This window comes from Pandoraea commovens (assembly GCF_902459615.1).
Lineage (GTDB): Bacteria > Pseudomonadota > Gammaproteobacteria > Burkholderiales > Burkholderiaceae > Pandoraea > Pandoraea commovens.
The window spans coordinates 82,171-108,646 of sequence record NZ_CABPSA010000008.1; the positions used below are offsets into that span (position 1 = coordinate 82,171).

At 63.9% G+C, this 26,476-nt stretch carries 24 protein-coding genes; 16 read left to right on the forward strand and 8 right to left on the reverse strand.

Going from position 1 to position 26,476, the window contains the following annotated elements; translation table 11 throughout:
- Positions 1-28: 28 nt before the first annotated feature.
- Complete coding sequence (locus PCO31010_RS20720; RefSeq protein WP_150665943.1) at positions 29-1,222, forward strand: 5-(carboxyamino)imidazole ribonucleotide synthase; 1,194 nt, start codon at positions 29-31, stop codon at positions 1,220-1,222.
- A gap of 75 nt (positions 1,223-1,297) precedes the next feature.
- The gene (locus PCO31010_RS20725; protein WP_150666119.1) at positions 1,298-2,320 is read left to right on the forward strand and encodes an L-threonylcarbamoyladenylate synthase; all 1,023 of its coding nucleotides are present in this window, start codon (positions 1,298-1,300) and stop codon (positions 2,318-2,320) included.
- A 15-nt stretch (positions 2,321-2,335) separates the two neighbouring features.
- Here the strand turns inward: PCO31010_RS20725 and PCO31010_RS20730 are convergent, their stop codons facing one another.
- Both PCO31010_RS20730 and dacB read right to left on the reverse strand, forming a co-directional pair.
- Positions 2,336-3,202, reverse strand: a complete 867-nt coding sequence (locus PCO31010_RS20730) for a sterol desaturase family protein (RefSeq protein ID WP_150665944.1) — start codon at positions 3,200-3,202, stop codon at positions 2,336-2,338.
- A 262-nt stretch (positions 3,203-3,464) separates the two neighbouring features.
- Positions 3,465-4,985, reverse strand: a complete 1,521-nt coding sequence (dacB, locus tag PCO31010_RS20735) for a D-alanyl-D-alanine carboxypeptidase/D-alanyl-D-alanine endopeptidase (protein WP_150665945.1) — start codon at positions 4,983-4,985, stop codon at positions 3,465-3,467.
- Positions 4,986-5,346: 361 nt separating this feature from the next.
- Here dacB and PCO31010_RS20740 point away from each other — a divergent pair, with 361 nt between their 5' ends.
- Both PCO31010_RS20740 and PCO31010_RS20745 read left to right on the forward strand, forming a co-directional pair.
- Positions 5,347-6,051: a response regulator gene (locus PCO31010_RS20740; protein WP_150665946.1), complete on the forward strand. Its 705-nt coding sequence runs from the start codon at positions 5,347-5,349 to the stop codon at positions 6,049-6,051.
- Positions 6,051-7,460, forward strand: a complete 1,410-nt coding sequence (locus tag PCO31010_RS20745; protein WP_150665947.1) for an ATP-binding protein — start codon at positions 6,051-6,053, stop codon at positions 7,458-7,460. Before PCO31010_RS20740 ends, PCO31010_RS20745 begins: the two co-directional genes overlap by 1 nt.
- 87 nt (positions 7,461-7,547) lie before the next feature.
- Here PCO31010_RS20745 and PCO31010_RS20750 read toward each other — a convergent pair whose 3' ends face one another.
- Positions 7,548-8,000 (reverse strand): hypothetical protein, encoded by a 453-nt coding sequence (locus tag PCO31010_RS20750; protein ID WP_150665948.1) that lies wholly within the window; start codon positions 7,998-8,000, stop codon positions 7,548-7,550.
- A 321-nt stretch (positions 8,001-8,321) separates the two neighbouring features.
- On the opposite strand from PCO31010_RS20750, the gene PCO31010_RS20755 reads away from it, so the two are divergent.
- Both PCO31010_RS20755 and PCO31010_RS20760 read left to right on the forward strand, forming a co-directional pair.
- Positions 8,322-9,863, forward strand: a complete 1,542-nt coding sequence (locus PCO31010_RS20755; protein WP_150665949.1) for a DegQ family serine endoprotease — start codon at positions 8,322-8,324, stop codon at positions 9,861-9,863.
- Positions 9,864-9,992: 129 nt separating this feature from the next.
- Positions 9,993-10,442: a carboxypeptidase-like regulatory domain-containing protein gene (locus PCO31010_RS20760; RefSeq protein WP_150662261.1), complete on the forward strand. Its 450-nt coding sequence runs from the start codon at positions 9,993-9,995 to the stop codon at positions 10,440-10,442.
- Between the two features lie 177 nt (positions 10,443-10,619).
- Here PCO31010_RS20760 and PCO31010_RS20765 read toward each other — a convergent pair whose 3' ends face one another.
- The gene (locus PCO31010_RS20765) at positions 10,620-11,654 is read right to left on the reverse strand and encodes an XdhC family protein (protein WP_150665950.1); all 1,035 of its coding nucleotides are present in this window, start codon (positions 11,652-11,654) and stop codon (positions 10,620-10,622) included.
- Positions 11,655-12,022: 368 nt separating this feature from the next.
- Here PCO31010_RS20765 and PCO31010_RS20770 point away from each other — a divergent pair, with 368 nt between their 5' ends.
- The 5 genes from PCO31010_RS20770 (at position 12,023) to PCO31010_RS20790 (ending at position 15,198) form a co-directional block, all read left to right on the forward strand.
- Positions 12,023-12,640, forward strand: coding sequence for an SRPBCC family protein (locus tag PCO31010_RS20770; protein WP_150665951.1), 618 nt, complete (start codon positions 12,023-12,025; stop codon positions 12,638-12,640).
- The gene (locus PCO31010_RS20775; RefSeq protein ID WP_150665952.1) at positions 12,630-13,148 is read left to right on the forward strand and encodes a winged helix-turn-helix domain-containing protein; all 519 of its coding nucleotides are present in this window, start codon (positions 12,630-12,632) and stop codon (positions 13,146-13,148) included. Before PCO31010_RS20770 ends, PCO31010_RS20775 begins: the two co-directional genes overlap by 11 nt.
- A gap of 163 nt (positions 13,149-13,311) precedes the next feature.
- Positions 13,312-13,938: a cytochrome b/b6 domain-containing protein gene (locus tag PCO31010_RS20780; protein ID WP_150666120.1), complete on the forward strand. Its 627-nt coding sequence runs from the start codon at positions 13,312-13,314 to the stop codon at positions 13,936-13,938.
- 48 nt (positions 13,939-13,986) lie between these two features.
- Positions 13,987-14,805, forward strand: a complete 819-nt coding sequence (locus PCO31010_RS20785; protein ID WP_217426185.1) for a molybdopterin-dependent oxidoreductase — start codon at positions 13,987-13,989, stop codon at positions 14,803-14,805.
- 108 nt (positions 14,806-14,913) lie between these two features.
- Positions 14,914-15,198 (forward strand): hypothetical protein, encoded by a 285-nt coding sequence (locus tag PCO31010_RS20790; protein WP_150665953.1) that lies wholly within the window; start codon positions 14,914-14,916, stop codon positions 15,196-15,198.
- A 99-nt stretch (positions 15,199-15,297) separates the two neighbouring features.
- Here PCO31010_RS20790 and modC read toward each other — a convergent pair whose 3' ends face one another.
- The 4 genes from modC to PCO31010_RS20810 form a co-directional block, all read right to left on the reverse strand.
- On the reverse strand, positions 15,298-16,404 hold the full coding sequence (modC, locus tag PCO31010_RS20795) for a molybdenum ABC transporter ATP-binding protein (protein ID WP_150665954.1): 1,107 nt from the start codon (positions 16,402-16,404) through the stop codon (positions 15,298-15,300).
- On the reverse strand, positions 16,394-17,092 hold the full coding sequence (modB, locus tag PCO31010_RS20800) for a molybdate ABC transporter permease subunit (RefSeq protein WP_039396645.1): 699 nt from the start codon (positions 17,090-17,092) through the stop codon (positions 16,394-16,396). The genes modC and modB overlap by 11 nt, the downstream gene beginning before the upstream one ends.
- Positions 17,093-17,098: 6 nt before the next feature.
- Positions 17,099-17,920 carry a molybdate ABC transporter substrate-binding protein gene (modA, locus tag PCO31010_RS20805; RefSeq protein WP_246184706.1) on the reverse strand — a complete coding sequence of 274 codons (822 nt, stop codon included), beginning with the start codon at positions 17,918-17,920 and terminating at the stop codon, positions 17,099-17,101.
- A gap of 353 nt (positions 17,921-18,273) precedes the next feature.
- Positions 18,274-18,930 (reverse strand): TetR family transcriptional regulator, encoded by a 657-nt coding sequence (locus PCO31010_RS20810; RefSeq protein WP_150665955.1) that lies wholly within the window; start codon positions 18,928-18,930, stop codon positions 18,274-18,276.
- 489 nt (positions 18,931-19,419) lie between these two features.
- Between PCO31010_RS20810 and PCO31010_RS20815 the strand changes: the two genes are divergently transcribed.
- The 5 genes from PCO31010_RS20815 to PCO31010_RS26695 all read left to right on the forward strand — a co-directional run bounded on the left by PCO31010_RS20815 (position 19,420) and on the right by PCO31010_RS26695 (position 26,468).
- Positions 19,420-20,661 (forward strand): efflux RND transporter periplasmic adaptor subunit, encoded by a 1,242-nt coding sequence (locus PCO31010_RS20815; protein ID WP_150665956.1) that lies wholly within the window; start codon positions 19,420-19,422, stop codon positions 20,659-20,661.
- A 15-nt stretch (positions 20,662-20,676) separates the two neighbouring features.
- Positions 20,677-23,856: an efflux RND transporter permease subunit gene (locus tag PCO31010_RS20820; protein ID WP_150665957.1), complete on the forward strand. Its 3,180-nt coding sequence runs from the start codon at positions 20,677-20,679 to the stop codon at positions 23,854-23,856.
- A 3-nt stretch (positions 23,857-23,859) separates the two neighbouring features.
- Positions 23,860-25,341, forward strand: a complete 1,482-nt coding sequence (adeC, locus tag PCO31010_RS20825) for an AdeC/AdeK/OprM family multidrug efflux complex outer membrane factor (RefSeq protein WP_150577190.1) — start codon at positions 23,860-23,862, stop codon at positions 25,339-25,341.
- A gap of 288 nt (positions 25,342-25,629) precedes the next feature.
- The gene (locus PCO31010_RS20830) at positions 25,630-25,887 is read left to right on the forward strand and encodes an acyl-CoA-binding protein (protein ID WP_150665958.1); all 258 of its coding nucleotides are present in this window, start codon (positions 25,630-25,632) and stop codon (positions 25,885-25,887) included.
- A 233-nt stretch (positions 25,888-26,120) separates the two neighbouring features.
- Positions 26,121-26,468, forward strand: coding sequence for a hypothetical protein (locus PCO31010_RS26695; protein ID WP_174984996.1), 348 nt, complete (start codon positions 26,121-26,123; stop codon positions 26,466-26,468).
- Positions 26,469-26,476: the final 8 nt, after the last annotated feature.

A 26,476-nucleotide genomic window follows, 5' to 3' on the forward strand; every position in this document is an offset into this window, starting at 1 on the left:
CCCCGCTACCGTCTGTTCCTAAACGTCGATGAATTCCGTCTCCGCTGCGCCCGTCCTTCCCGGCCAATGGCTGGGTATGCTGGGCGGCGGCCAACTCGGCCGCATGTTCTGTTTTGCCGCCCAGTCGATGGGTTACAAGGTCTGTGTGCTGGACCCGGACCCGCGTTGCCCGGCCGGTGCCGTGGCCGACCGTCTGATCGTGGCCGATTATCGTGACGAGACGGCACTCGCCGAGCTGGCCGCGCTGTGTCCGGCCGTGTCGACCGAGTTCGAGAACGTGCCGTCGCAGTCGCTCGATTTCCTCGCGCAAACCACGACCGTGAGCCCTGCCGGGCGCTGCGTCGCGATTGCGCAGGATCGTGTGGCGGAGAAGCGTTTCATCGAAAGCTGCGGTGTGCCCGTGGCCCCGCATCTGGTGATCGAGTCGAACGAGGCGCTCGCCGCCATCGGAGACGCGGCCATCGAGAGCGTGTTGCCGGGCATTCTGAAGACGGCGCGTCTGGGCTACGACGGCAAGGGGCAGGTGCGTGTGAACACGTCCGCTGAAGCCCGCGAAGCCTATGCGGCACTCGGCGGTGTGCCGTGCGTGCTGGAAAAGCGTCTGGCGCTGGCCTTCGAAGTGTCCGTGCTGAGTGCACGTGGCGCTGACGGCAAGGTCGCCACGTACCCGCTCGCCCAGAACGTCCACATCGACGGCATTCTCGCGACGACGACGGTGCCTGCTCCCGATGCGGCACCGGCGATTGCCGACGCCGCGCGTGCGGCGGCTGCGGCGATTGCGTCGCAAATGGATTACGTGGGTGTGCTGTGCGTCGAGTTCTTCATCCTGAAGGACGGTTCGTTGGTCGCGAACGAAATGGCGCCGCGCCCCCACAACAGCGGTCACTATACGATCGACGCTTGCGCTTCGAGCCAGTTCGAACAGCAAGTGCGCGCGATGGCCGGACTGCCGCTCGGCGAGACGCGTCAGCACTCGCCAGCCGTGATGCTCAACATCCTCGGTGACATCTGGTTCGACGGCCCGGCCAAAGACCAGCCGCGTACGCCCGCCTGGGCGGCGGTGGCGGCGCTGCCGTCCGCACGCGTGCATCTGTACGGTAAGGAAGACGCGCGCGTGGGCCGCAAGATGGGCCACATCACCTTCGCAGGCGCTACGCTCGACGAAGCCCGCAAGGCGTGCGTGAGCGCAGCGGCCAGCCTCGATATCCCGCTGGAAGACTAAGCGCGCGCGATGTCCACGCCCTCCACGCCCCAGACACCTCTGACGACGTCGCCGTCCGACGCTTCGCGCATTGTCATGCCGCCTGCGGCTGCCATCACGCAAGCGGCCGAGCAACTGGCGGCGGGCGAGTTGGTCGCGTTCCCGACGGAGACGGTCTACGGGCTTGGCGGCGACGCGGAGAATCCAGCGGCTGTGGCGTCGATCTACGCGGCGAAGGGGCGTCCGGCTAATCATCCGGTCATCGTGCACTTTTCGCCGGAAGGCGATCCCGGCTACTGGAGCGACGACGTCACGCCTGCCGCGCGCAAGCTGATGGACGCGTTCTGGCCCGGCCCTCTCACGCTCATTCTCAAACGCGCACCGCATATCCCGGACGCCGTCTCCGGCGGTCAGGATTCGGTCGGTTTGCGTGTGCCGTCGCATCCGGTGTCGCAGGCGTTGCTGCGCGAGTTCGCCCGGATCAAAGGCGGGCAGGGTGGTGTGGCAGGTCCGTCCGCCAACCGGTTCGGTCAGGTAAGTCCGACCGCCGCTCAGCACGTGCGTGACGAGTTCGCCGGATTGCCGGGCGTGACCGTTCATGTGCTCGATGGCGGAGAAGCGGCCGTCGGTATCGAGTCGACCATCGTGGATCTTTCGCGCGGATTCCCGGCGCTGCTGCGTCCGGGGCATATCACGCCGGAACAGATCGCCGAGGCGCTGGGCGAGATGCCGCGTCTGCCGGGGCAGGACAGCAATGCACCGCGCGCCTCAGGCACGCTCAAGGCGCATTACGCGCCGCGCACGCCGTTGTATCTGTGCGACGCCGGGCAGTTCGCGGCGGCGCTGGCCGTGCGTCCCGCAGGCGAACGTGTGGCCGTGGTGGCCTTTGCGCCGACACTCGCGACGCTTCCCGCCGATATCGCCGCCTCCACCGACATCGTGAAGCTTGTGCTGCCTGCCACGCCCGCCGGTCTGGCGACCGATCTGTACGCGATGCTGCGCCGCCTCGACCGCGCCAACGTCACGCACATTCTGTTCGAGCGTCTGCCGGACACGCCCGCCTGGGCGGCTGTCGGCGACCGCCTTGGCCGCGCCGCAGCGGCATTCGAACGCGCTTAGATCTCCTCTCCCGGCTTAGGTCGTCTTTCCCTCCGGCATCGGCGTCGTCTCACGTGCATGACGCCATTCCGGCGGCCCGAACAACGCCATCCACTTGTTTCTCCAGCCCGGCATCGTGGCGACGTCGTGCGCCATCGTGCGCCATTCGTGGAACGTCAATGTGATCGGGTTATGGGTGTGGATCTGATCGACGATGCCGTATTCGCACGGCTCGGCGTCGCTTTCTTCGACGTATGAGCCGAACATGCGGTCCCAGATCACCAGCACGCCTGCGTAATTCCGGTCGATGTAGCGCGGGTTGCGTGCGTGATGTGCACGATGGATCGACGGCGTATTGAGCACGTACTCCAGCCAGCCGAGCTTCGGAATTGCCTGCGTGTGCACGAAGAACTGGAACGCGAGGTTGAGCAGCACCACGCCGACGATCTGGATCGGGGTGAAGCCGATGAGCGCCATCGGCGTCCAGAACAACCACATGCCCGCCACCGGGTACATCAGGCTCTGCCGGAAGGCCGTCGACAGATTCAGCCGCTCGGACGAGTGATGCACGACGTGCGCCGCCCACAACCAGCGAACGCGGTGGCTGGCGCGGTGAAACACGTAGTAGAGAAAATCCTGAACGATGAAGAGCAGCACGAAGCCGACCCATCCGGCGGGCATCGTGTAGATACGGTGATGGTCGTAGAGCCACGCGTAGAACGGCACGATGAGCAGCCATGCGAGCTTGTCCGCGCCCTGATGCATGAGCGCGAGCGTCGCGTTGCTGATGGTGTCCTTCAGGCTGTACATGCCGGGACGGCGGCGTCGCCAGTACCACGCCTCGATGCCGATGCACAGCACGAAGACCGGCGCGAGCGCCAGCAGAATCAACTCGACGTTCATGACCTCGCGTCTCCTCACGATTGGGTCATCTGAACCGGTGTCCCTGCATCTCTTGACGTGCCAATTTACGTGACACGGCCGGTGCAGGTGACACCGATGGAACGTCTATTCTGACGCGAATCACCCTCGCTGGCGCTGCCGTTAGAGGGAAACGTCAAGTGCCGCGCCGGGCCTCGCTTCTGCGTCGATGCACGTCGAAAGCACAACGTAAGCGTGATGCAAGCCCGACGCCAGCTCCACTCAAGGGGCGCTCATGGGGCACTCATGGGGCATTTTCGTACACCCACGAAATCAGCGCGTCGTTGAACGGACGCGCGTTGCTGGCCTTCGGATCGTTGATCAGCGACACCACGACGTAAGTGCTGCCGGAGCGCGTCGCAACGTAGCCAGCTACCGCACCCACATCGTCGAGCGTGCCCGTCTTGATGTGCGCGTTGCCTGCCACGTCTCGATTGGTCAGACGATTGCGCATGGTGCCGTCGACGCCGACCGTCGGCATCGATTCGATGAGCACCTGCCCGGTCGGGCTATTGATGCCGTGTTGCAGCAGTCGCGCCAGTTCCGAAGCGCTGATGCGCTCCACACGTGACAGACCGGAGCCGTTCTCCACGACGAGGCCCGGCGTGGCGATATCGTTCTTCTCGAGCCAGCGGGTGAGCACTTCACGCGAACGGGCGATGCTGGCGGGCGTTTTGCCGTCGGCGGCGAACCCCAGCGTGAGGAACAACTGACGTGCCATCACGTTGTTGCTGAACTTGTTCATGTCGTGCACGACTTCGGCCAGCGTCTGACCGCGGTGCGTGACGAGCAGACGTGCACCCGGCGGGACAACACCCGTACGTACGTTGCCGGTGAACTGGCCGCCCGATGCCTGCCACAGCGCACGGAAGCCACCCAGGAAGAAGCGGTCGCGATCGGGTGCGGCGATGTTCCATCCCTTGTCCTCGCACGACGCAGGATACGTGCCCGAGAAGTGCGCCACATAGGCGCCGTCGGGTGTCGTGCTCAGTGTGGGATGAATCCGCGTGAGCCAGTCGCCGCAATTGCCTGCGGGCGTCGACGACATTTCGTTCGCCACCTGCAGGTTCGCGAGCGGAGGCAGCACGCCGACGTCCACGGTGCCGTTCGGATTGCCGGTGAAGCTGAAGGACATTGCCTTGAACGAGTACAGCAGCGGATCCGGCGCGACGTTGTAGGGACGGTCGGTGTCGCCGTCGATGGGCCCTTGCGCGCCGATGTCCGCGCTATAGGCAGAACGGTCGAGCACGATGTCACCGTTGATGTTCGTCACGCCCGCATTGCGCAGTTCGGTGACGAATTTCTCCATCTCTTCCGGCACCAGCTTCGGATCGCCCGTGCCCTTGAAGTAGAGATTGCCGTTGAGTGTACGACCGTCGGATGCACCGTCGGTGTACGCCTGCGTACGCCAGCGATAGTCGGGGCCGAGTGTGTCGAGCGCGGCAATCGTCGTGACGAGCTTCATCGTCGACGCGGGATTGCGCGGCACGTTCGGATTCACGGCGAGCAGCGGTGCAGGCACCGCGCCACGCGTTTGCAGCGGGTTGTCCACTTTCGCGACGATCACGCTCACGTGCGACGCGGGCACCTTGCTCGCCGCCAGCGCGCGGGCCAGCGGTTGCGGCAACGGTGTGGCATGCGGTGCCGTCACCGGCACCCTCGGCATTTTGCGCTTCGCCTGCTTTTCGGATTTTGCGTGCACGGGCACGCTTGCCAGCATGGCAATGGCCAGCACCGCGCCACAGGCGCGCGCTACGTTAGGCATTGGGGAAATGGCGGAGCGCGACGGAAGTGACGAGTGCGGGAGGGAGCTGAGGCGATGCGGTGCGTCGGACGCGTGACGAAGGCAATGCAAAGGGCGGCGGGGCAGGCGTAGCAAACGCATGACGGGCGGAGTTCTCCAGTGTTGCGCGCTGCGAAACCCCACAGCGCAGTGCGATGCGTGCCATTGTAAGTCCGACGTGCAACGAACTGTCGCTACAATGAGTCGAATTCCGGTGAGTGTCACTCGAAGGCAACATTGAGCGATCCCTCGCGACGCGCTTTGCGTCGTGCAAATAGATGGACGCCCAATGCTGGCGACCGATGTCGGACACCCCGGGCAAAGCCTCAACCGGTGCCAAACCATGCGAATTTTGTTGGTGGAAGACGATACGATGATCGCCACGGCCGTCATGAAAGGTCTGCGCCAGGACGGCTGGACCGTCGACCATGTCGGCGATGGGCAGCGCGCGCTCGACGCGCTCGCCGTGGAGTCGTACGACGCGCTGCTGCTCGATCTCGGTCTGCCGCGTCGCGACGGTATCGACGTGCTGCGCACGCTGCGCGGTCGTGGCCAGACGCTGCCGGTGCTCATTGCCACCGCGCGCGATGCCGTGGCAGACCGCGTCAAGGGGCTGGACGCCGGTGCCGACGACTACCTCGTTAAACCCTTCGATCTCGACGAACTCGCGGCGCGGCTGCGCGCACTGGTGCGCCGTCAGGCCGGGCGCAGCGAGCCGTTGCTGCGTCATGGCGGCATTGTGCTCGACCCGGCAACGCGTCAGATCACCTGCGACGGCACGCCCGTCATGCTCTCGGCGCGCGAATACGCCGTGCTCGAAGCGTTGCTCAATCGCCCCGGCGCGGTGTTATCCAAGTCGCAGCTCGAAGAGCGCATTTACGGCTGGGGTGAGGAAGTCGCGAGCAACGCCGTCGAAGTCCACATTCACGGGTTGCGCAAGAAGCTCGGCGCGGATGCCATCCGCACGGTGCGTGGTGTCGGCTATATGATGCCCGCGCAGACGAACGAGTCCCCGAACGGTGGCATGTCGGCGCCGGAGGCGAACTGATGCGCTCGATTCGTCGCCGTCTGCTCTTCGGCTTGCTCATTACGCTGGCGATTGCGCTGGTGCTCGCAGGCATCGCCATCTTCCGTCAGGCCCGCACGGAAGCCAACGAGTTGTTCGACTTCCAGTTACAGCAGATGGCGTTGTCGCTGCCTGCCGAATCGTTCTCCAGCGTGCCGGGCGAGCACAACGACACGGAAGGTCTCGTCATCCAGATATGGAGCCAGAACGGCGTGGAGTTGTACTACTCGCACCCGCGCACCCCACTGCCGCCGCGTGCCGAACTCGGCTTCACCACCGTGCAGACCCCCGTCGGCGACTGGCGCGTCTACGCGGCGCGCGTGGGCGATAACGTCGTGCAACTGGCGCAGCCGATGGTGATCCGCGACTCACTCGCCGTGTCGATGGCGTTGCGCACGCTGCTGCCGCTGGTCGTGGCGATGCCGTTGCTCGGCTTGCTCGTGTGGATTGTCGTGGGACGCGGGTTGAGACCGCTGCGTCGTGTGACGAAGGCGCTCGATGCGCGTGCGCCGGGCGCATTGGAGGCGTTCCCCGAAGCCGGTTTGCCGGACGAAGTGCGTCCGCTGGTGCGTGCGCTTAACAGCTTGCTCGGCAGGCTCGACGACGCACTGGTCCAACAAAAGGCCTTCGTTGCAGACGCCGCACATGAGTTGCGTACGCCGCTCGCCGCTTTGCAGCTTCAGGTGCAGTTGCTCGAACGCGCGCACACCGATGCAGAGCGTGCCGAAGCCATGCGCGATTTGCGTGAGGGCGTGCGTCGTGCATCACACATGGTCGCGCAGTTGTTGACGCTGGCGCGCCAGGAACCGGATGCCGCGCGTGCGGCAACGGCGTTCACCGACTTGCCGTTGGCTCCGCTGTTGCAGGACGTCGTGGCGCACCATGCGGCGTTGGCCATCGCACGCGGCATCGATCTGGGGCTGGACGCCCCCGACGCGCTGGCGCAGATCAGTCGCGTGCGCGGCGATACGAACGCACTGCAGACGCTCTTCGGCAACCTCGTCGACAACGCGCTGAAATACACGCCGCGCGGCGGGCACGTGGATGTGCGTCTGATCTCGGCAACGCCCTCTCCGGTGGTCGAGATCGAAGACACCGGCCCGGGCATTGCACCGGCCGAGCGCGAGCGCGTGTTCGATCGATTCTTCCGTGGCGGCGCGGCGGCGGCGGATGGCACGGTGCCGTCCGATGCGTCGGGCCAGTACCCGGCGGACGCGGCAAGCGAGCCGGACGCGCCGCGTGCGCAGGGCAGTGGTCTGGGTCTCGCCATCGTGCGAAACATCGCGCAGGCGCATGGCGCACAGGTGGAGTTGCTGGACGCTCGCAACGGTCACGGATTGCGCGTGCGCGTGAGCTTCGGCGGCGCGACCTCGGTGCCGCCTGCGCTGTGAACTCACGAGTAGCGCGGGCATCGCGGGCATCGCGTCTTGCGGTGCCAGCGCTCGCGCCGACACCGCGTTGACGACGGACTGCGCTACTCATCCGCGCGTCACGCCCGTGACCTTGTCGTTTTCAATCGTGAGCGTGCGGCGATCCGGCCGGTGATCGCGCGTCGTCGGCATGGCACGGCCGTCCTGCATGCCGATGCGCCACGGGCACCCTTGCAGCATCGACTTCGCTTCCGTAAGCGACTTGCCGACGATGGCCTGATCGGTCGGCGAATCCTTCGAGCATTCACCGTTCTGGCTTTGCATCTGCCCGGACATCGCCCCTTGCGCTGGCGTCGAGTCCGCCGGGCCCTGCGTGCCCACGCCATTACCCGAGGCGGCCTGCGCAGACATCGCCAGCGTCAGACAGAAAAACGTACCGGCTGCGCCGATCCAGCCTGACGCACGACGCGCATGGCGTACGCGGTGACGGGGCTGGGAGGGCTGTGAGGGCTGGGCGGGCGTGGACGCTGCGGAGGTGCCCAACATATCGATCTTGCGCATCGTGATTCTCCTGTCGATGAAAAGGCGCGGCGCGAAATTGCACCACCCAGCCACCGTAGACAGCGGCACGCGACGTATGCAAGTCGAACGACGCGAGGTGCGCCTTCAAACGCCAGCAACCGTGACGCATAGCAATCGCTGGCGCTCCGAATCGTCTTCGATGAATGACATCGCGGCGTCGACGCCTTTTGCGTCGAATGGCTGCGTTGCCGTCTTAAAGTGCCCCGAATGTTTCTTCAAGTTTCGTCTTAAGGTTCTCTTAAGGGAGCCTCTCTACGATGACAGTCATGTTCAAACGTGGTCGTCGGTAAGGAGAGACTCATGCAGACTTCGAAGCTCACTCGTACGTTGGTTGCCGGTGCCGTGCTCGTCGCCCTGACGGGCGGCTATGTGGCCGGTCGTCAGCACTGGCAGACGCCTCTGACCTCGGAAATGGTCAGCGACGCGAGCGCTGCAAGCTCCCCGGCCGCGACGCCGGTCGCTGCGCAAAATACCCCGAACACCGCGCCCCGCATGCTGGTGCCGGACTTCTCGCAACTGGCGGAACAATACGGACCGGCCGTAGTCAACATTAGTGTGACGCACGATGGGAAACCTTCGGCGCAACGCGGCTCGGCTGCGAATCAGCTCCCGCCGGGCATGGATCCGAACGATCCGCTGTTCCAGTTCTTCCGCCACTTCTACGGCGCACCGGGTAACGACGGAGGCGACAGCGGTGGCGACGACAGCAGCAGCGGGCCGACGCGCAGCCTCGGCTCGGGCTTCATCGTGAGCCCGGACGGCTACATCCTCACCAACGCCCACGTCGTCGACGACGCGAGTCAGGTGACGGTGAAGCTCACCGACAAGCGCGAGTACAAAGCGAAGGTCGTGGGCAGCGACAAGGCGAGCGACGTTGCGTTGCTGAAGATTGCCGCCACGGATTTGCCGACGGTGAAGATCGGCGATCCGTCGAAGTCGAAGGCGGGTGAGTGGGTGGTCGCCATCGGTTCGCCGTACGGCTTCGACAACACTGTGACGGCGGGTATCGTTTCAGCGAAAGCGCGTGCGTTGCCCGACGAGAACTACACACCGTTCATCCAGACGGATGTGCCGGTCAACCCGGGCAACTCGGGCGGACCGCTGTTCAACCTGAACGGTGAGGTCATCGGCATCAACTCGATGATCTACTCGCGTACTGGCGGATTCCAGGGCTTGTCGTTTGCGATTCCGATCGACATGGCGATGAAGGTCAAGACGCAGCTTCAGCAGTACGGCAAGGTGAGTCGCGGTCGCATCGGTGTGGCGATTCAGGAAGTGAACCAGTCGCTGGCGAAGTCGTTCGGTCTGCCCAAGCCTACCGGGGCGTTGGTGTCGTCCATCGACAAGAGCGGCCCGGCGGCGAAGTCGGATCTGAAGCCGGGCGACGTGATTCTGGCCGTCAACGGCGCGACCATCGAAGATTCGGTGCAGTTGCCGGAGAAGATTGCAGATATGCGTCCGGGCCAGACGGCCACGCTCACCGTGTGGCGTAACGGCGCAAAGCAGGATGTGTCGGTGAAGATTGCCGCGCTCAACGACAAGAAGGACGTGGCGAGCACCGACGATTCGGCAACGCACGGTCGTCTGGGTCTGGCGGTTCGTGAACTGTCGCCGCAGGAGAAGAAGGCGGCGCAGGTGACGAACGGTCTGCTGGTCGCCCGCGCGGGTGGTCCGGCGGAGCAGGCCGGGGTGGAGGCGGGCGACATCATTCTGTCGCTCAACGGCACGCCGGTGACGAGCGCCGCGCAACTGAGCGAGAAGCTCAAGAAGGCAGGTAATAATGTCGCGTTGCTCGTGCAGCGCGACGGGCAACAGATTTTCATCCCGGTCGATCTCGGCTAAGCCATAGGGCAACAAGGGCAACACAGGCCCCGAGAACGACGCCAAGGGGTGCCACGCACTACCCGGATACCGACGGCTGCGCTGTCGGTACGAACCGCATCGCTTAAGTCATGCAAGGGGAGGTTGAACATGTGGCAACAACAATGGCAACGCTGGTCGGTGGCCGCCGCCACCGCCGCAGCACTGACGGGCAGTCTGGGCGGCATTTCCGTCGCCCACGCACAAGGCGGCACATTGCCGCCGACGATGCAGCAGGGCAACGTGACATACGTGTCCGGCGGCATCGACAGCGACGAATCGGGCACGTTCAAGCGTGAAGCGTCGCGCTGGCCGCTGTCCATCATGATGGCCGCACGCGGCAATGGCGCGAACGAATACATTGCCGACGCACAGGTGCAGATCATGCATGGCGGCACGACAGTGCTCGATACGCGCTCGAAAGGGCCTTACATGCTGGTGAAGTTGCCCGACGGCGACTACACCGTGAAGGTGACGTACGAGGGCAAGCCCATGACGAAGGATGTGAAGGTTTCCGCCAAGGGTCATGCCGTTGCATCGTTTCTGTGGCCGCACGAATGACGTGCCGATCAGTCGGGCGAATGTAGTGCCACGGATGTTTGACGCGTAAGTTGAAGTTACCCAGGCAGTACCAGGCAGTACCACTCTGCAACGAGTGAGCGAGTTGCGCCGCCATGTTCTTCATGGCGGCGCTTTTTTTGCAGATTCGGAAAAGGTGGGGGGCGACGGGCGGAGCTCTCAGGCGGCGCTGCGGCACGCCGCTGCAGAGGGGGCGTCGTCGTCTGACGCGTCGGATGCATCGTCGGCACGCACGGCAAACGTCTGCGTGACGGCGATGCCGTTTTTGATCGCGGTCATCTCGGCAAGAATCGCCACGGCGATTTCGGCAGGCGTGCGCGCGCCGAGGTGCATGCCGACGGGGCCATGCAGCCGCTCGATTTCCGTCGTGCTCAGATCGAACAGCGAGAGCCGCTCGCGACGCCGTGCATTGTTCACACGCGACCCGATCGCACCGATGTAGAACGCTGGCGACTTGAGCGCTTCGAGCAGTGCCATGTCGTCGAGCTTCGGATCGTGCGTGAGCGTGAGCACGGCGCTGTGGGAATCGAGTTGCAGACGGACGATGAGATCGTCCGGCATCTCGCGCGAAAGTTCGGTGCCCTCGACCTGCCATTCGTCCGCATACTCGCTGCGCGGGTCGCAGACGATCACGTGATAGTCGAGCGCGCACGCCATGCTCGCCACATATTTCGAGAGCTGTCCCGCACCGATCACCACCAGACGATGGCGCGGCCCATGCGACGTGATCAGACGCTCGCCGTCGAATTCGACGGACGGCGTGTGATGTCCCGGCGCCATGCGGACTGCGCCGGTTTTCATGTCCAGTTCGCGCACGACCAGCCGGAATTTACCGATGCTGTCGAGCAGTTCGGGAATGCGCGACGTCTCACGCACGGGTTCGAGCACCAGTTGCAGCGTGCCGCCGCAGGGGAGCCCGAAGCGATGCGCTTCTTCTGCGGTCACGCCATAGCTGGTGATTTGGGGACGGTCCTGTGGCCAGTCGCCGTCGCGAATACGCGCGACGAGATCGTCTTCGACGCAGCCGCCGGACACGGAGCCGACGAGATGACCGTCTTCACGGATCGCAAGCATCGAGCCCACGGGACGCGGGGCGGAGCCCCAGGTGCGCACAACGGTGCCCAGCGTGACGAAAAAGCCTGCGCGGGTCCACTGTACGGCGGACTTCAGCACTTCCAGATCGACACTGTCCATAGCACTCTTCCTTCGCCAATACGCGAGCGGCCGACCGCTGGCCAGGGGACATTGGCTGCGATGGCTCTGATTTTGCGCCGCTCGATGTGATGCGGCGAAGTATATCGCGCCTTGGCTCGCGCTGTATTTCAACCGATACTCCGGTCGGACGGGGTTCCGGCGGCGGCCGGCGTGCGGCGGGTCGGCATCGCCACCCCTCGGACGCAATGCCGCAGCCGTGATCTGACGAGCGGTAACTCGTGTCACAATAGTTTGATGTTCGAGACAACGCCGCAATGCCGCAATATCCGTACGTCGCCATGTTGCGATGCTGCCATGCCACCTGAAGGACCGACGTCCATCGGGCGCAGACGCTAAGGAGAGGGGCAATGGAACTACAGAACAGTCGGCAGTTACCCGTCGCGCGCGATGTCGCGTGGATTGCGCTGAACGACCCGGGCGTGTTGCAGGGATGCATTCCCGGATGCGAGTCGATCGAGCGCGTGGACGACACGACGTGGACCATCGCGATCGCGGCGACGCTTGGCCCCGTGGGCGGACGCTGGACCGGGCGCATCAAGCTGACCGATGTGATCGTGCCGACCTCGTACACACTGCATTTCGACGGGATCGGTTCGTCGGCTGGCCACACACGCGGTCAGGCCACCGTCACGCTGCAACCGCAAGGACCGATGACCACATTATTGACTTACGACCTGAAAGCGCAGTTCGGCGGCGAGTACGCCAAGCTCGATACGCCGCAGGTCGATGGCGCGGCCGCCGCGCTCGCCAACGAATTCTTCCGACGCCTGACGGCCGCTATCGCGCCGCACCACAAGCTGAACGATCCCATCGCCGCCGACGGCGAAGTGGCTGCCGCGCTGGCGACCGACGCCGCGATGCGCGACATGCCTGCGACTCGGGGCAAGCTCTCGCGCTGGTGGCCATGGGTCGTGGCGTTGCTGATCCTGATCTTTATCGTGATGTGGGGCAACCATGCCAGCTGAGCGCCGTCCGGGCAAATCCGCGCCGCCCGCTTCACCGTCACCGCAGGAAGACGCGCAGCGTGACTCGCTCGCGCGCGAGTTGCTGGCGACAGCCGAAGCGCTCGAAGCGGCTGGCAAGGAACCGGTGTCGCCGGGTGTGGCGGGGTACGACGTGCGCGTGCGCATACGTGACGGCGAAACGCCGGTGTTCGGCCCGGGGCGTCTCACGCTGCTGCGCGCCATCGATGCAACGGGGTCGATCTCGGCGGCGGCGCGTCGCATGAACATGTCGTACCGTCGCGCGTGGCTGCTCGTCGAAGCGATGAACCACGAGTTTCGCGAGCCGCTCGTCACACGTCACATCGGCGGTGTATCGGGCGGTGGCGCACAGTTGACACCATTCGCGCAGAACCTCGTCGCGCATTACGACACCCTCATCAAGGAAATTCGCTCGCTGCTCGACGCCCACGTACCAACCTTCGACGCGTATCTCAAAGACGGTCAGGCCGTCGATCCGGACGACGAGTGAACTGCCGCGCGCGGCAAGACCGCAACACCGTTTAGCGCCCGGTATTCCCACTCGCGCCGTTCATCACGAAAAAGTTAATTCTTCGTGAGGACTTCGTCACCGGCACGCGGCGACACTGACTCCATCGAATAACACTTCTGCGATGGAGACCGCGATGACCACGATGACGAAGTCCGTGCCCCCTGTGGCACAGCCTCCGGTGCGTCCCGCTACGGTTCAGCCGTGGTGGCTGCGCGTGACGCACTGGCTCAACGTGCTGGCCGTCGTCGTGATGGTCATGAGCGGCTGGCGCATCTACAACGCGTCGCCGATTTTCCCCTTCCGTTTCCCGAACGAGATCACGCTCGGCGGCTGGCTCGGCGGCGCATTGCAGTGGCACTTCGCCGCCATGTGGTTGCTGGTCGCCAACGGTCTGATTTATCTGACGACGAACGCTGCAAGCGGCCGCTTCTCGCGTCGCTTCTTCCCGCTGACGCCGCGTGGTGTGCTGCGCGATCTCTTCGCGGCACTGCGCGGTCGTCTGACGCACGAGGATCCCCGTCACTACAACCAGGTGCAACGCGCCGCTTATTTGTTCGCGGTGCTGGATCTGGTGTTGCTCGTCGCATCGGGACTTGCCGTCTGGAAGCCCGTGCAACTCGGTTGGCTGTGCACGCTGTTCGGCGGCTTTCAGGGCGCGCGCCTCGTTCACTTCATTGCGATGGCTGGCCTCGTGGGCTTCGTCGTCGTCCACGTGGCGATGGTGGCGTTGGTGCCCCGCACGCTGCGCACCATGATTACCGGACGCTGAACGGGGCTGTCCCCATTCAGCGCACGCCGACACCAAGGAAGCCTCGCCATGACGCCCGAACGCAAGTCCTCGATCCTGATGTCCGACGCCCCGGTCGTGCGCGACGGCGATGCGATTCTTCACGAAGCCCGTGCGCTGATGACACGTCGCGTGTCCGAGCCGTCGCGCCGCGCGTTTCTCACACGGACGTTGTCGCTCGGCGGCGTGGCGTTGCTGTCCGGCTGTTCGCTCGACGACAACGCCAGTGTGGAGTCGGCGCTGACCAGGATCTCACGCTGGAACGATCGCGTGCAGGCCGCGCTGTTCCGAAAGAGCGTGCTGGCCCCGACGTTCCCGGCCTCGGCCATCACGCGTCCGTTTCCGTTCAACGCGTTCTACTCGATGGACGAAGCGCCCGCGGTGGACGAAGCCGAGTACCGGCTGGAGTTGTCTGGCCTGATCGCCGACAAAGCGCCGTGGCGGCTCGACGCCCTGCGTGACTTCGCTGCCCCGCGCGCTGCCGAACAGATTACGCGTCACGTGTGCGTGGAAGGGTGGAGCGCCATCGGACGCTGGGGCGGCGTGACGTTCGCAGACTTCCTGCGTCGCATCGGCGCGGACACCTCGGCGAAGTACGTCGGCTTCAAGTGTGCAGACGATTACTACACGAGCATCGACATGCCGACGGCGCTGCATCCGCAGACGCTGCTGGCGCTCACCTACGACGGCCAGACGCTGCCCCGGGAGTACGGCTTCCCCATGAAGCTACGCATCCCGACCAAGCTCGGCTACAAGAATCCCAAGCATATCCGCGCGATCTACGTGACGAACACGTACTCGGGCGGGTATTGGGAGGACCAGGGATACAACTGGTTCGGCGGCAGTTGATGCGATGGCCGGGGACTCGATTCGCTTCCCGGCTGCGTACCGCTGCACGACTTACGGGACGGACAGGAAACGTCTCACTGGAAATTTCTCACTCTTGGAGCAAACGCAATGAAGACACGATATCTGGCAGTGATGGCAATGGGTCTGGCACTTGGCACGGGTGCCGCATTTGCACAGGACGCCATGGGCAAGGGCGACGCGATGGGCAAAGGCGATGCCATGGCCAAGCACGACGCCATGAGCAAGGGCGATGCCATGAAGAAGGGCGACGCGATGGGCAAGCACGACGCGATGAAGAAGGGCGACGCGATGGGCAAGGGCGACGCGATGGGCAAGGGCGACGCCATGAAGAAGGGCGATGCGATGGGCAAGGGCGACGCGATGAGCAAGTAATCGCTTCCCATAGCGAAAATAGTGACAAGGCGTCGCAGCGGGTTCCGTTGCGACGCCTTGTCCTTTATCGAAAGGCGCAAACGCGCGTCCAGTACCACGTTAGCGTGTCAGCGCCACCGATTTGATGAGCAGGTACACGTCACGTCCCGGCGCGAGTTGCAGTTGATCCGCAGAGAAGCGTGTGATGCGCGCGCGAAGCATGGTATTTGCGGCGTCGCCGGAGAGTGTGGCACCGACCTCGACCGAGTCGCCAAGGTCGCGAAGCGTTGAGACGCGTGCGCGAAGCACGTTAAGCACGCTTGTGTCGACAGGGACGGACGTCGCGACGGCCACATCGCGTTCGCGTACGAGAATGCGGCAGGCGTCTCCCGCTTCGCCACCCGCGCGGGGTACGCGCAACCGGATCGTGTCGCTGCCGTTCACGGCGAGTTCCGTCAGACCGTATTGCGCGTCGTGCGCGACGATGCGCGTCTCCAACACAATGCCCGGTGATTCGGCGATGCCGTCGAGAGCGTCGCGATGCAGATTGAGGACATCGGCCGGTGCGCCCTGAGAGATCGTGCGTCCTTCCTTGAACAGCACCACCTGATCGGCCAGTCGCATGACTTCGTCGAGCGAGTGCGTGACGTACAGCACGGGTAGCTTCAGTTCGTGACGAATGCGGTTCAGGTAGTCGAGGACCTCCAGACGCCTTGCATGGTCGAGCGAGGCCAGCGGCTCGTCCATGAGGAGCATGCGCGGGCACGACAGCAGCGCCCGGCCGATGCCCACACGCTGCTTTTCGCCGCCCGAGAGCGCGCCCGGACGACGGTCGAGCAAGTGACCGAGGTTCAGCACATCAACGACATGTTCGAGGGCGATTGCACCGCTACCTGCCGCAGCGACATCGCGACGTCGCAACCAGCGTCCGAAGAGCAGGTTCTGGCGTACGGTGAAGTGCGGCATCAAGCGTGCATCCTGGAACACGTAGCCGATGCGACGACGCCAGGTCGGCAGTGCGATACCGGCGGCGCTGTCGAAGAGCACGTCAGCGCCCACGACGATGCGTCCGGCGTCGGGTTTGAGCAGACCGGAGACGGCGTTGACCACCGTGCTCTTGCCACTGCCGGACGGGCCGAACAGGGCTGTTACGCCCATGCCTGCGGCGAACTCGGCGTCGAGTACGAAGCTGCCGAAGCGGTGTTGGAGACGAACTTCAACCGTCATGACCCATCGCCTTGCGGTTGCCGAAGCGAATCAGCACTTCGGAGAAGATGAGCGTGGCGACGGCCAGTACGACCGAAATCGCGCACATGCGCCAGACCATCGCGTCGCCATCGGGGACTTGCGTGGCCGTGTAAATCGCCAGCGGCAGCGTCTGCGTCTGCCCGGGAATGTTCGAGACGAACGTGATCGTCGCACCGAACTCACCCAGGGCACGCGCAAAGGCCAGCACGAAGCCGTGCAGCACGCCAGTCGCGGTGAGCGGCAGCGTCACGGTGAGAAAGGTGAGCCAGGGGCCCGCCCCGAGCGTCTGAGCGGCCTGCTCAAGCTTCGTGTCGGACGATTCCAGCGCTTGCCGGATCGCGCGCACGAGCAGCGGAAAGCCCATCACACCCGCCGCGAGTGCTGCGCCCGTCCAGCGAAAAGCGAAGGTGAAGTTGAACCACTCGCGCAGCAGCTTGCCGATTGCGCCTTGCGCACCGAACAGGACGAGCAGCGCGAAGCCCACGACCACCGGCGGCAGTACGAGCGGTAAATGCAGGATGGCATCGAGCAGCGCCTTGCCGGGGAAGTGCCGACGGGCGAGCAGCCAGGCGGCCGCGTAGGCGAAGGGCAGGCTGCAAAGCGTGCCCCACAAACCTACGCGCAGGCTAAGTTCGACGATGCCCCATTCTTCCGGGGTGAGGCCCATGTCGAATTACGGACGGCTGAAACCGAAACGCTGGAACGTGGCCTGAGCCGTCGGCGTTTGCAGGAATTTGAAGAACGGATCGGCGTCGGCGCGGTTGGCCTGCTTCGTCACGGCCACCGGGTAGACGATCGGTGCATGGCTGTCGGCCGGGAACGTCCCGGCGATGCGCACGCGCTTCTCGGCGTTGGCGTCCGTCTTGTAGACGATGCCGTACGGCGCTTCGCCACGGGCGACCAGCAGCAGCGCGTTGCGCACGTTGTCGGCGGCGGCCACCTTGCCCTGCACCTTCGACCAGATGCCGAGTTTCTCGAGCGCAGCCTTGCCATAGAGGCCAGCCGGTACGTGAGCGGGGTCCCCCATTGCAAGCTTGCCGTTGCCCAGCTTCGCGTCGAGATCCGTACCCGACTTGAGGTCGACGTCACCCGAGGTCGTGGCGGGCGCGATCAGCACCAGTTCGTTGCCGAGCAGGTTGGTGCGGGTCTTCGTGTCGATCAGGTCGTGCTTTTGCGCGTAGTCCATCCAGTCCTGGTCGGCCGAGATGAAGACGTCGGCGGGCGCGCCTTTCTCGATCTGACGGGCGAGCGTCGAGCTTGCACCGTACACGAGCACCGGCTTCTTGCCCGTTTCCTTGGTGTAGGCGGCCGACAGGTCGTCGAGGGCATCCTTCATGCTGGCGGCAGCGAACACTTGCTGGGCTGCGGCGTGGCCAGCAAACAACAGGCTGGCGCCGACGGCGGCAACGCCGAGGGCGCGGCGCAGCATCGTGCCGGGGGTATTCGAGGCTTGGGACGTGTGGCTAACAGTGACAGTGGTTGCGACAGCTTTCACGAAAGTGGTCTCCAGCGTGTGGTGGCAAGGCGGACTCGGCGGGCGCGGAATTCGCCGCGCAGCCTTGAGTCGGCTCATGGATACGGTCGGGCAGCGAGGCCGGACCTTCGGCTGCGCGGGGTGCGCAACGCGTTGTGTAGGATTATATATAACGGTGCGGCGCTGTACAGCGATATGCCTCATCACGGCATTCGAATGGCGCAGGGCGCGGCAATGCCGCGTCGCGAAACGGAGAATTCGGGACAATGTGCACGTCCGCCGGACATGGCGAAAGCGAGGATCGGGCGCGACGTCTGCTAATTAATATATGTAGTAAATCGCGACGGGCCGCGAGCGGGCCCCTTCGTCACATCTCAGACGGCTGCCGTCTGCCCGCCCGGGCGCAACATCGCCGGACTGGTGCGCAGCATGTCGAAGAAGCCGTCGACGACGGCGTCGCACTCGGCACCAAGATCGTAGTCCGGCAGGAAGAGCCAGTCCGACATCATGCCGACGACCAGTGCGTGCAGCATGATCGCCGCCCGCCGTGTGTCGAGCGCCGCAGGCAACTGACCGCGCTCGATGGCGCGTTCCATGTCACGCGTAATGCGCTGCTTGCCGTCCGCGCAGGCTTCGCGCTGACGCTCCAGCACCGAGAGCATCTCGTTCGTGTATTCACACTTGTGGAACAGAATGTCCAGCACGCGGCGGCGGCGCTCGTTGCGGGCGGTTTCCTTGAGCACCAGCTTACAAATCTCGTGCATGCGCTGCATCGGGTCGCCGTCTTCCGGCTCGGTGCATTCCTCGTCGATCATGCGCTCCATCGGCAGACGGATGCGATCCGTCATGGCGTTGAAGAGGTCGATCTTGTTCTTGAAGTGCCAGTAAATGGCGCCGCGCGTGAGGCCGGCGGCTTCGGCGATGTCGGCCAGCGACGTGCGCGACACGCCTTTCTGCGCGAACACCGTCTCGGCGGTGTCTAGCAACAGATTGCGGGTCTCGATCGCTTCTTCTTTCGTTCTGCGGGCCATCGTCGTGTCACAGGGGCAGCGGAAATTTGTGAAATGTCATGTAAACCGCGCCGCACTATGGTGCGACGCAATGTGATTTACATACATTCATGAATGTATCTATAATAGCAGCCGCTTGCTCTATTGCACAGGGACCATTTAAGCTGCCTCCTCTAAGGGATAACTCCCTGACCGGAGAGAGCGAATTGATGAAGCCGCGCCGCCTGATTGGGGGTTAGGTGCGTGCGTCAAGGTCGCCTGATGTCCCGGAGCCTGTTCGACGATCTCACACGAGTGCCAGCGTGCGCGGCCTGTGCCGCGCCCGGGGACGTCTTGTTGGCCCGCCCGTCCCATCCGGCGGGCCTGTCTCCGATGGCCCGCTCAACCGGGCCTTTTGGTATTTGCCGCCCGCCTTTGTGCGACGGGATTGCGGACCGGCCTTCGCCGTCGCAATCGTCGCAACGTTATTCGTCATTTTGTTTGACCGCATTCCATTTATCGGGGGCGTATATGCACGTCAAGAGAAGTTCACTGGGGATGGTCACTGCCGTCGCACTCGCGGTATTGACCCTGGCCGCGTGCGGCAAGAAGCCGCAGCAGCCGCAGGCCATGGTGCCGGAAGTCGGCGTCGTGACACTGCAACCCCAGAGCGTCACGCTGACGACCGACCTGCCAGGCCGTACCGCGCCCTACCGCGTCGCCGACGTGCGTGCGCGCGTCGACGGGATCGTGCTCAAGCGCGATTTCACCGAAGGCGGTGACGTCAAGGCTGGCCAGCGTCTGTATAAGATCGATCCGGCAACGTATCAGGCCGCTTACGAGAATGCCAAGGCAACGCTCGCAAAGGCCGTGGCGAATCAGGCGTCGACCAAGCTGTTGGCCGATCGCTACAAGCAACTGGTCGCCGTCGAAGCCGTGTCGAAGCAGGACTACGACAACGCGGTCGCCGCAGCACTGCAAGCCGACGCCGATGTGCAAGCCGGTAAGGCTGCCGTCGATACGGCGAAGATCAACCTCGGCTACACCGACGTGCCGGCTCCGATCTCGGGCCGCACCGGTCTGTCGCAAGTGACCGAAGGCGCTTACGTGCAGTCCGGCGCCGCTACGCTCATGACGACCGTGCAGCAGATCGATCCGATGTACGTGGACGTGACGCAATCGGCCGCCGACGGCCTGCGTCTGCGTCGCGCGCTGGCCGACGGCAAGCTGCAAAGCGCCGGCAAGAACGCTGCCAAGGTCGAACTGACGCTGGAAGACGGCACGAAGTACCCGCTCGAAGGCAAGCTCCAGTTCTCGGACATCACCGTCGACCAGACGACCGGCTCGGTGACCGTGCGTGCCATCTTCCCGAACCCGAACCGCGAGTTGCTGCCCGGCATGTTCGTACACGCCAAGCTCCAGGAAGGCGTGAAGGACGGCGGTCTGCTGGTGCCGCAACAAGGCGTGACGCGCGACCAGAAGGGTCAGCCGACGGCACTCATCGTGAACAAGGAAGGCAAGATCGAACTGCGTCAGCTCGTGACCGACCGTGCGATCGGCGACAAGTGGCTGGTGAGCTCGGGTCTTGCCGCAGGCGATCAGGTGATCGTGTCGGGTCTTCAGAAGGCGCGCCCCGGTTCGCCTGCGAAGGCCGTGCCGGCACAGTTGCCGGGTGCTCAGGCGCAACAGCCGGCAGGTGCGAGCGCACCGGCCGCTGCCAGCGCTTCGGGTGCCTCGCAGGCCGACGCCGCCTCGAGCGCCAAAGCCCAATAACGCGGAGCCTTATTCATGGCAAAGTTTTTTATCGATCGCCCGATCTTTGCTTGGGTGATCGCCATTGTCATCATGCTGGCCGGTGCGCTTTCGATTCTGAAGCTGCCGGTCTCGCAGTACCCGCCGATCGCACCGCCGTCCGTGCAGATCACCGCGACCTATCCGGGCGCTTCGGCGCAGACCGTGCAGGATACGGTCACGCAGGTGATCGAGCAGCAGATGAACGGTATCGATCACCTTGAGTACATGTCGTCGACGTCCGACGGCTCGGGTACCGCCCAGATCACGCTGACGTTCGCTCAGGGCACGAACCCGGACATCGCCCAGGTGCAGGTGCAGAACAAACTGCAACTTGCCACGCCGCTGCTGCCGCAGCAGGTGCAACAGCAGGGTATCAAGGTGGCGAAAGCGACCAAGAACTTCCTGCTGGTGATCGGCGCGTATTCCGATGACGGCAATATGACCGACATCGACCTGGCGAACTACATTGCAGCCAACGTGCAGGATCCGATCAGCCGTGTGAACGGTGTGGGTCAGGTCCAGCTGTTCGGTTCGCAGTACGCCATGCGCGTGTGGGTCGATCCGCAGAAGCTCAACGGCTACAACCTGACGGTCATCGACGTCTCGAACGCCATTCAATCGCAGAACGTGCAGATCTCGGCCGGTGAGCTGGGTGGCGCGCCTGCGGTGAAGGGCCAGCAGCTCAATGCGACCGTGACGGCGCAAAGCCGTCTGCAAACGCCGGAGCAGTTCCGCAAGATTCTGCTCAAGGTCAACAAGGACGGCTCGCAAGTGCGTCTGGGTGACGTGGCGCGCATCGAGCTGGGCGGCGAGTCGTATCAGGTCGTGGCACGTTACAACGGCAAGCCGGCCGCCGGTCTGGCGATTACGCTGGCCACCGGTGCGAACGCGCTGCAGACGGCCACCGCCGTCAAGCAGGCAGTCACCGAACTCGAACCGTACTTCCCTCAGGGCATGAAGGTCGACTATCCGTACGACACCACGCCGTTCGTGAAGATCTCGATCGAGGAAGTGATCAAGACCCTCATCGAAGGTATCGTGCTCGTGTTCCTCGTGATGTATCTGTTCCTGCAGAACCTGCGGGCAACGATCATCCCGACGATCGCGGTGCCGGTGGTGCTGCTCGGTACGTTCGGCATCATGGGTGCGGCGGGCTTCTCCATCAACACGCTATCGATGTTCGGCCTTGTGCTCGCCATCGGTCTGCTCGTCGACGATGCCATTGTGGTGGTCGAAAACGTCGAGCGGGTGATGGCGGAAGAAGGGCTGAGTCCAAAAGAAGCGACGAAGAAAGCGATGGATCAGATCGTCGGTGCGCTGGTGGGTGTGGCGCTCGTGCTCTCGGCCGTGTTCGTGCCGATGGCATTCTTCGGCGGCTCGACCGGTGCTATCTATCGTCAGTTCTCGCTGACCATCGTGGCGGCCATGGCGTTGTCGGTGCTTGTGGCTATCGTGCTCACGCCGGCCATGTGCGCAACGATCCTCAAGCCGATCAAGAAGGGTGAGGTTCACGAGAAGCGCGGCTTCTTCGGCTGGTTCAACCGCAAGTTCGACAGCGGTTCGAAGGCCTATCAGGGTCAGGTGGAGCGCTTGCTCAAGCGCACCACGCCGCTCTTGATCGTCTACGTGGTGATCGTGGCGGTCGTCGGCTTCCTGTTCGTGCGTATGCCGACGGCGTTCTTGCCGGACGAAGACCAGGGTTACTTCTTCAACCTTGTGCAATTGCCGCCGGGTGCGACGCAGGAGCGTACGCTCGACGTCATGAAGCAGGTCGAGAAGCATTACCTCGAGAAGGAAAAGGACTCGGTTCGTTCGATCTTCACGGTGACGGGCTTCGGCTTTAACGGCCGTGGTCAGAACGTGGGTCTGGCGTTCACGATGATGAAGCCGTGGGAGGACCGTCAGGCATCCGACCTCAAGGTGCAGGCCGTGATTGCGCGTTCCTACCAGGCGTTCGCCAGCGTGAAGGACGCCATGATCTTCGCGATCAACCCGCCGTCGGTGCCGGAACTCGGTAACGCGGGCGGTATCGACTTCGAGTTGCAGGATCGTGCAGGTCTGGGTCACGACGCCCTGATGGCCGCCCGTAATCAGTTGCTGGGCATGGCGGCGAAGAACCCGAATCTGGCGAACATGCGCCCGAACGGTCTGGACGACACGCCGCAGTACAAGGTCGACGTCGACGAAGAAAAGGCCGCTGCACTGGGTCTGTCGATTGCCGACGTGTACCAGACGTTGTCGGCATCGTGGGGCTCGTCGTACGTGAACGACTTCATCGACCGCGGTCGTGTGAAGAAGGTGTACGTGATGGCGGAACCGAAGGACCGGATGCTGCCGCAGGACATCAACAAGCTCTTCGTGCGTAACAGCAGCGGGACGATGGTGCCGTTCTCGGCCTTCGCCACGGGCAAGTGGACGTACGGTTCGCCACGTCTGGAACGCTACAACGGTGTGCCTGCCGTGGAAATTCAGGGTATGCCGGCACCGGGCAAGTCGTCGGGCGACGCGATGAAGGCGGTGGAAGAAATCGCGAAGCAACTCCCGCCGGGTATCGGTCTGGAGTGGACGGGGCTGTCGTTCGAAGAGCGTATTTCGGGCTCGCAGGCACCGGCGCTGTATGCGATCTCCATCCTGATCGTGTTCTTGTGCCTGGCTGCCTTGTACGAAAGCTGGTCGATCCCGTTCTCGGTGATTCTGGTGGTGCCGCTGGGCGTGTTGGGTGCACTGCTGGCCGCCACGTTGCGCGGGTTGTCCAACGACGTGTACTTCCAGGTGGGTCTGCTCACTACCGTGGGTCTGTCGGCGAAGAACGCAATTCTGATCGTGGAATTCGCCAAGGATCTGCAAGAGCAGGGCCGCACGCTGATGGAAGCGACGATGGAAGCCGTGCGACTGCGTCTGCGACCGATTCTGATGACGTCGATGGCGTTCATTCTCGGTGTGCTGCCGCTGGCGATCTCCAACGGGGCCGGTTCGGCTTCGCAGCACGCCATCGGTACGGGCGTGATCGGCGGTATGCTCGCCGCGACGTTCCTCGCGATCTACTACGTGCCGGTCTTCTTCGTGTTGGTGCGTAAGCGCTTCGCCCATGAGGATCTGGACACGGTGGAACATCCGGAAGCGCGTCATGAGAACCCGGACGCAACCAACGGTCCCGCCAAGGAAGGAAACTGACCTATGAAGCACAAAGCATTGCCGATGGCCTTGGCGGCAGCGTTCCTGGCAGGCTGTACCCTCGCGCCGCACTATGAGCGGCCCGAGGCACCGGTCGCCACGTCGTTCCCCACGGGCCCGGCTTACAAGACGCCCGGCGCGGCGAACCAGAACGGCGCCGCCGACAGCAATGTCGTGGCTGCCGATCTGGGATGGCGAGATTTCTTCGCCGATCCGCGTCTGCAAAAGCTGATCGAGATCGCGTTGGAGAACAACCGCGATTTGCGTGTCTCGATGCTCAACGTCGAAGCCGCACGTGCGCAGTACCAGATCCAGCGCTCGGCGCTGCTGCCCTCGGTGGGGGCGGCAGGTCAGGCGTCGGTTCAGCGCTCGCCGGCGGATCTGTCGTCGTCGGGTCGCGCGGGTATCAGCCGCAGCTATCAGGTCGGCGTGGGTTTCACGTCATACGAACTCGATCTGTTCGGTCGCATCCAGAGCCTGAAGGATCAGGCGTTGGAATCGTACCTGGCGAGCGAGGACACGGCCAAGGCGGCGCATATCACGCTCGTCTCGGAAGTGGCGACGGCATACCTCACGTGGCTGGCCGATCAGGAGCTGCTCAAGCTCACGTCGGACACGCTCAAGAGCCAGCAATCGTCGTATAACCTGACCAAGCGCAGTTTCGACGTGGGCACGGCCTCCGGGCTGGACCTGCGTCAGGCGCAAACGCCGGTCGATACGGCGCGTGCGAACTTCGCGCAGTACACGCGTCAGGTGGCGCAGGACGAAAACGCGCTGGCGCTGCTTATCGGCCAGCCGTTGCCGGCCGATTTGCCGCCGGCACGTCCGCTCGACGGGCAGGGCCTGCTGGCCGATCTGCCTGCCGGGCTGCCGTCGGACTTGCTGCTGCGTCGCCCCGACGTGACGGCTGCCGAGCACACGCTCAAGGGCGCCAACGCGAACATCGGTGCAGCACGTGCGGCGTTCTTCCCGTCGATTTCGTTGACGGCGAATGCTGGTACGGCGAGTGCATCGCTGAGCAATCTGTTCAAGGGCGGGCAGGGCGCATGGTCGTTCGCACCGACCATCACGCTGCCGATTTTCGCGGGTGGGCAGAACATCGCCAACCTCGATCTGGCCAAGGTGCAGAAGCGCATCGAGATCGCCAACTACGAGAAGGCGATTCAGACGGCGTTCCGCGAAGTGTCGGACGGACTGGCTGCACGCGGCACGTTGGACGATCAGATTGCGGCGCAGGAATCGCTCGTGAAGGCGAGCGACGAGAGCTACAAACTCTCGGACCTGCGCTACCGCAATGGCGTCGACAGCTATCTGAACGCATTGGTCGCGCAACGCTCGCTGTACTCGTCGCAGCAAACGCTGATCGCGACGCGTCTGGCGCGCTGGACCAACCTCGTCACGCTGTACAAGGCGATGGGCGGCGGTTGGGAAGAACGCTCGGCACCTGCGAACGCAGGCACGGCGTCGGCAGCCTCTGCGTCGTGATGTAAGGTTCGATGATCGAGAAAAAGCGCCCGGCCATGCCGGGCGTTTTTCTTTGAGGCGTCCGGTCCGTCGCGATCGTTTCGTAACAATCGACTCAGTTCCCGAGAGGTTTAGACGCGGGGTTCTACGCTGGCCCCTACCTTGCGTAGGCCATCGTCGCTATCCTTGTTCGCGTTGTATTCGCAACATCCCGAGCGTCGACGCATGTGCCGCATTTGATCTGGCGGATTTTGCCCGGTCGTCGCGCGGGTCACTTATAAGCTGACTGTTTTTCCAGGGAGAGACACCATGAGCGATCTTCAAGCCCGCTTCGACGAGGCGGTAGCCCAATCCAAGACGCTGCCCGAACGCCCCGACAATCTGACGCTGCTGCGTATTTATGCGCTGTTCAAGCAAGGTACGGAAGGCGACGTTTCCGGCTCCCGCCCCGGTGCGATGGACTTCGTCGCCCGCGCTAAATTCGACGCCTGGGAAATGCTCAAGGGCAAGTCGAAGGAAGAAGTGCAGACGGCCTACGTCGAACTCATCGATTCCCTCAAGGCGTGATGACGATGCATGGCGCGTTGGCAGTGTGCGATGTGCCATAGGCGAGCATCGATGAGAAGAAAGACGGCGACCTCGGTCGCCGTTTTTTTTGCGCGGCGGATGTGACGTGTTTGAAGAGTGAGGTGGCGCATAACGGGGTGGGTTTTGCGGTGCTGTCCGATTGGTTGGGAGCGGGCGATGCGCGACGATGAACACGTCGTCAACTCGCCATCAACGAGCCAAGGAGCCACGCCATGCAACAGGATCGTCATCACATGCTGCAACGTATCGGGCATCACACGTCACGCGTTGTACGAGGCAATCGTGTGCGTGCATCGTCCCCACCCACACCACTCACACCACCGACGCCACCGACACGCCCGAGACCGCACGTGTGTTGTCGCCGCGCGATGCGAGGGGCGGCGCTGCTCGACGTCTTGTTCACGATGACCGCGCTCGTCGCCGGTGCGCAGGGCTTCGCACACTGGCAAGCGGCGGGCGGCGTGTCGTCGGCCTCAGGGGTTGTTGCGCACAACGTGGTCACAACCGCATTGCCTTCGCCTTCGATGCACGCCCTCATGGCTGTCGACCGTTTGCCATGACGACATCG

Bases quoted from the DNA above. Each gene is read 5' to 3' on its own strand.
- PCO31010_RS20815 (WP_150665956.1), top strand. From the start codon at position 19,420: ATGCACGTCAAGAGAAGTTCACTGGGGATGGTCACTGCCGTCGCACTC.
- PCO31010_RS20780 (WP_150666120.1), top strand. From the start codon at position 13,312: ATGACGAAGTCCGTGCCCCCTGTGGCACAGCCTCCGGTGCGTCCCGCT.
- PCO31010_RS20730 (WP_150665944.1), bottom strand. From the start codon at position 3,202: ATGAACGTCGAGTTGATTCTGCTGGCGCTCGCGCCGGTCTTCGTGCTG.
- PCO31010_RS20740 (WP_150665946.1), top strand. From the start codon at position 5,347: ATGCGAATTTTGTTGGTGGAAGACGATACGATGATCGCCACGGCCGTC.
- PCO31010_RS20765 (WP_150665950.1), bottom strand. From the start codon at position 11,654: ATGGACAGTGTCGATCTGGAAGTGCTGAAGTCCGCCGTACAGTGGACC.
- PCO31010_RS20720 (WP_150665943.1), top strand. From the start codon at position 29: ATGAATTCCGTCTCCGCTGCGCCCGTCCTTCCCGGCCAATGGCTGGGT.
- modC (WP_150665954.1), bottom strand. From the start codon at position 16,404: ATGACGGTTGAAGTTCGTCTCCAACACCGCTTCGGCAGCTTCGTACTC.
- PCO31010_RS20745 (WP_150665947.1), top strand. From the start codon at position 6,051: ATGCGCTCGATTCGTCGCCGTCTGCTCTTCGGCTTGCTCATTACGCTG.
- PCO31010_RS20750 (WP_150665948.1), bottom strand. From the start codon at position 8,000: ATGCGCAAGATCGATATGTTGGGCACCTCCGCAGCGTCCACGCCCGCC.
- PCO31010_RS20810 (WP_150665955.1), bottom strand. From the start codon at position 18,930: ATGGCCCGCAGAACGAAAGAAGAAGCGATCGAGACCCGCAATCTGTTG.
- adeC (WP_150577190.1), top strand. From the start codon at position 23,860: ATGAAGCACAAAGCATTGCCGATGGCCTTGGCGGCAGCGTTCCTGGCA.
- PCO31010_RS20725 (WP_150666119.1), top strand. From the start codon at position 1,298: ATGCCGCCTGCGGCTGCCATCACGCAAGCGGCCGAGCAACTGGCGGCG.
- modB (WP_039396645.1), bottom strand. From the start codon at position 17,092: ATGGGCCTCACCCCGGAAGAATGGGGCATCGTCGAACTTAGCCTGCGC.
- PCO31010_RS20770 (WP_150665951.1), top strand. From the start codon at position 12,023: ATGGAACTACAGAACAGTCGGCAGTTACCCGTCGCGCGCGATGTCGCG.
- dacB (WP_150665945.1), bottom strand. From the start codon at position 4,985: ATGCCTAACGTAGCGCGCGCCTGTGGCGCGGTGCTGGCCATTGCCATG.
- PCO31010_RS20830 (WP_150665958.1), top strand. From the start codon at position 25,630: ATGAGCGATCTTCAAGCCCGCTTCGACGAGGCGGTAGCCCAATCCAAG.
- PCO31010_RS20790 (WP_150665953.1), top strand. From the start codon at position 14,914: ATGAAGACACGATATCTGGCAGTGATGGCAATGGGTCTGGCACTTGGC.
- PCO31010_RS20775 (WP_150665952.1), top strand. From the start codon at position 12,630: ATGCCAGCTGAGCGCCGTCCGGGCAAATCCGCGCCGCCCGCTTCACCG.
- PCO31010_RS20755 (WP_150665949.1), top strand. From the start codon at position 8,322: ATGCAGACTTCGAAGCTCACTCGTACGTTGGTTGCCGGTGCCGTGCTC.
- PCO31010_RS20785 (WP_217426185.1), top strand. From the start codon at position 13,987: ATGACGCCCGAACGCAAGTCCTCGATCCTGATGTCCGACGCCCCGGTC.
- PCO31010_RS26695 (WP_174984996.1), top strand. From the start codon at position 26,121: ATGCAACAGGATCGTCATCACATGCTGCAACGTATCGGGCATCACACG.
- PCO31010_RS20820 (WP_150665957.1), top strand. From the start codon at position 20,677: ATGGCAAAGTTTTTTATCGATCGCCCGATCTTTGCTTGGGTGATCGCC.
- PCO31010_RS20760 (WP_150662261.1), top strand. From the start codon at position 9,993: ATGTGGCAACAACAATGGCAACGCTGGTCGGTGGCCGCCGCCACCGCC.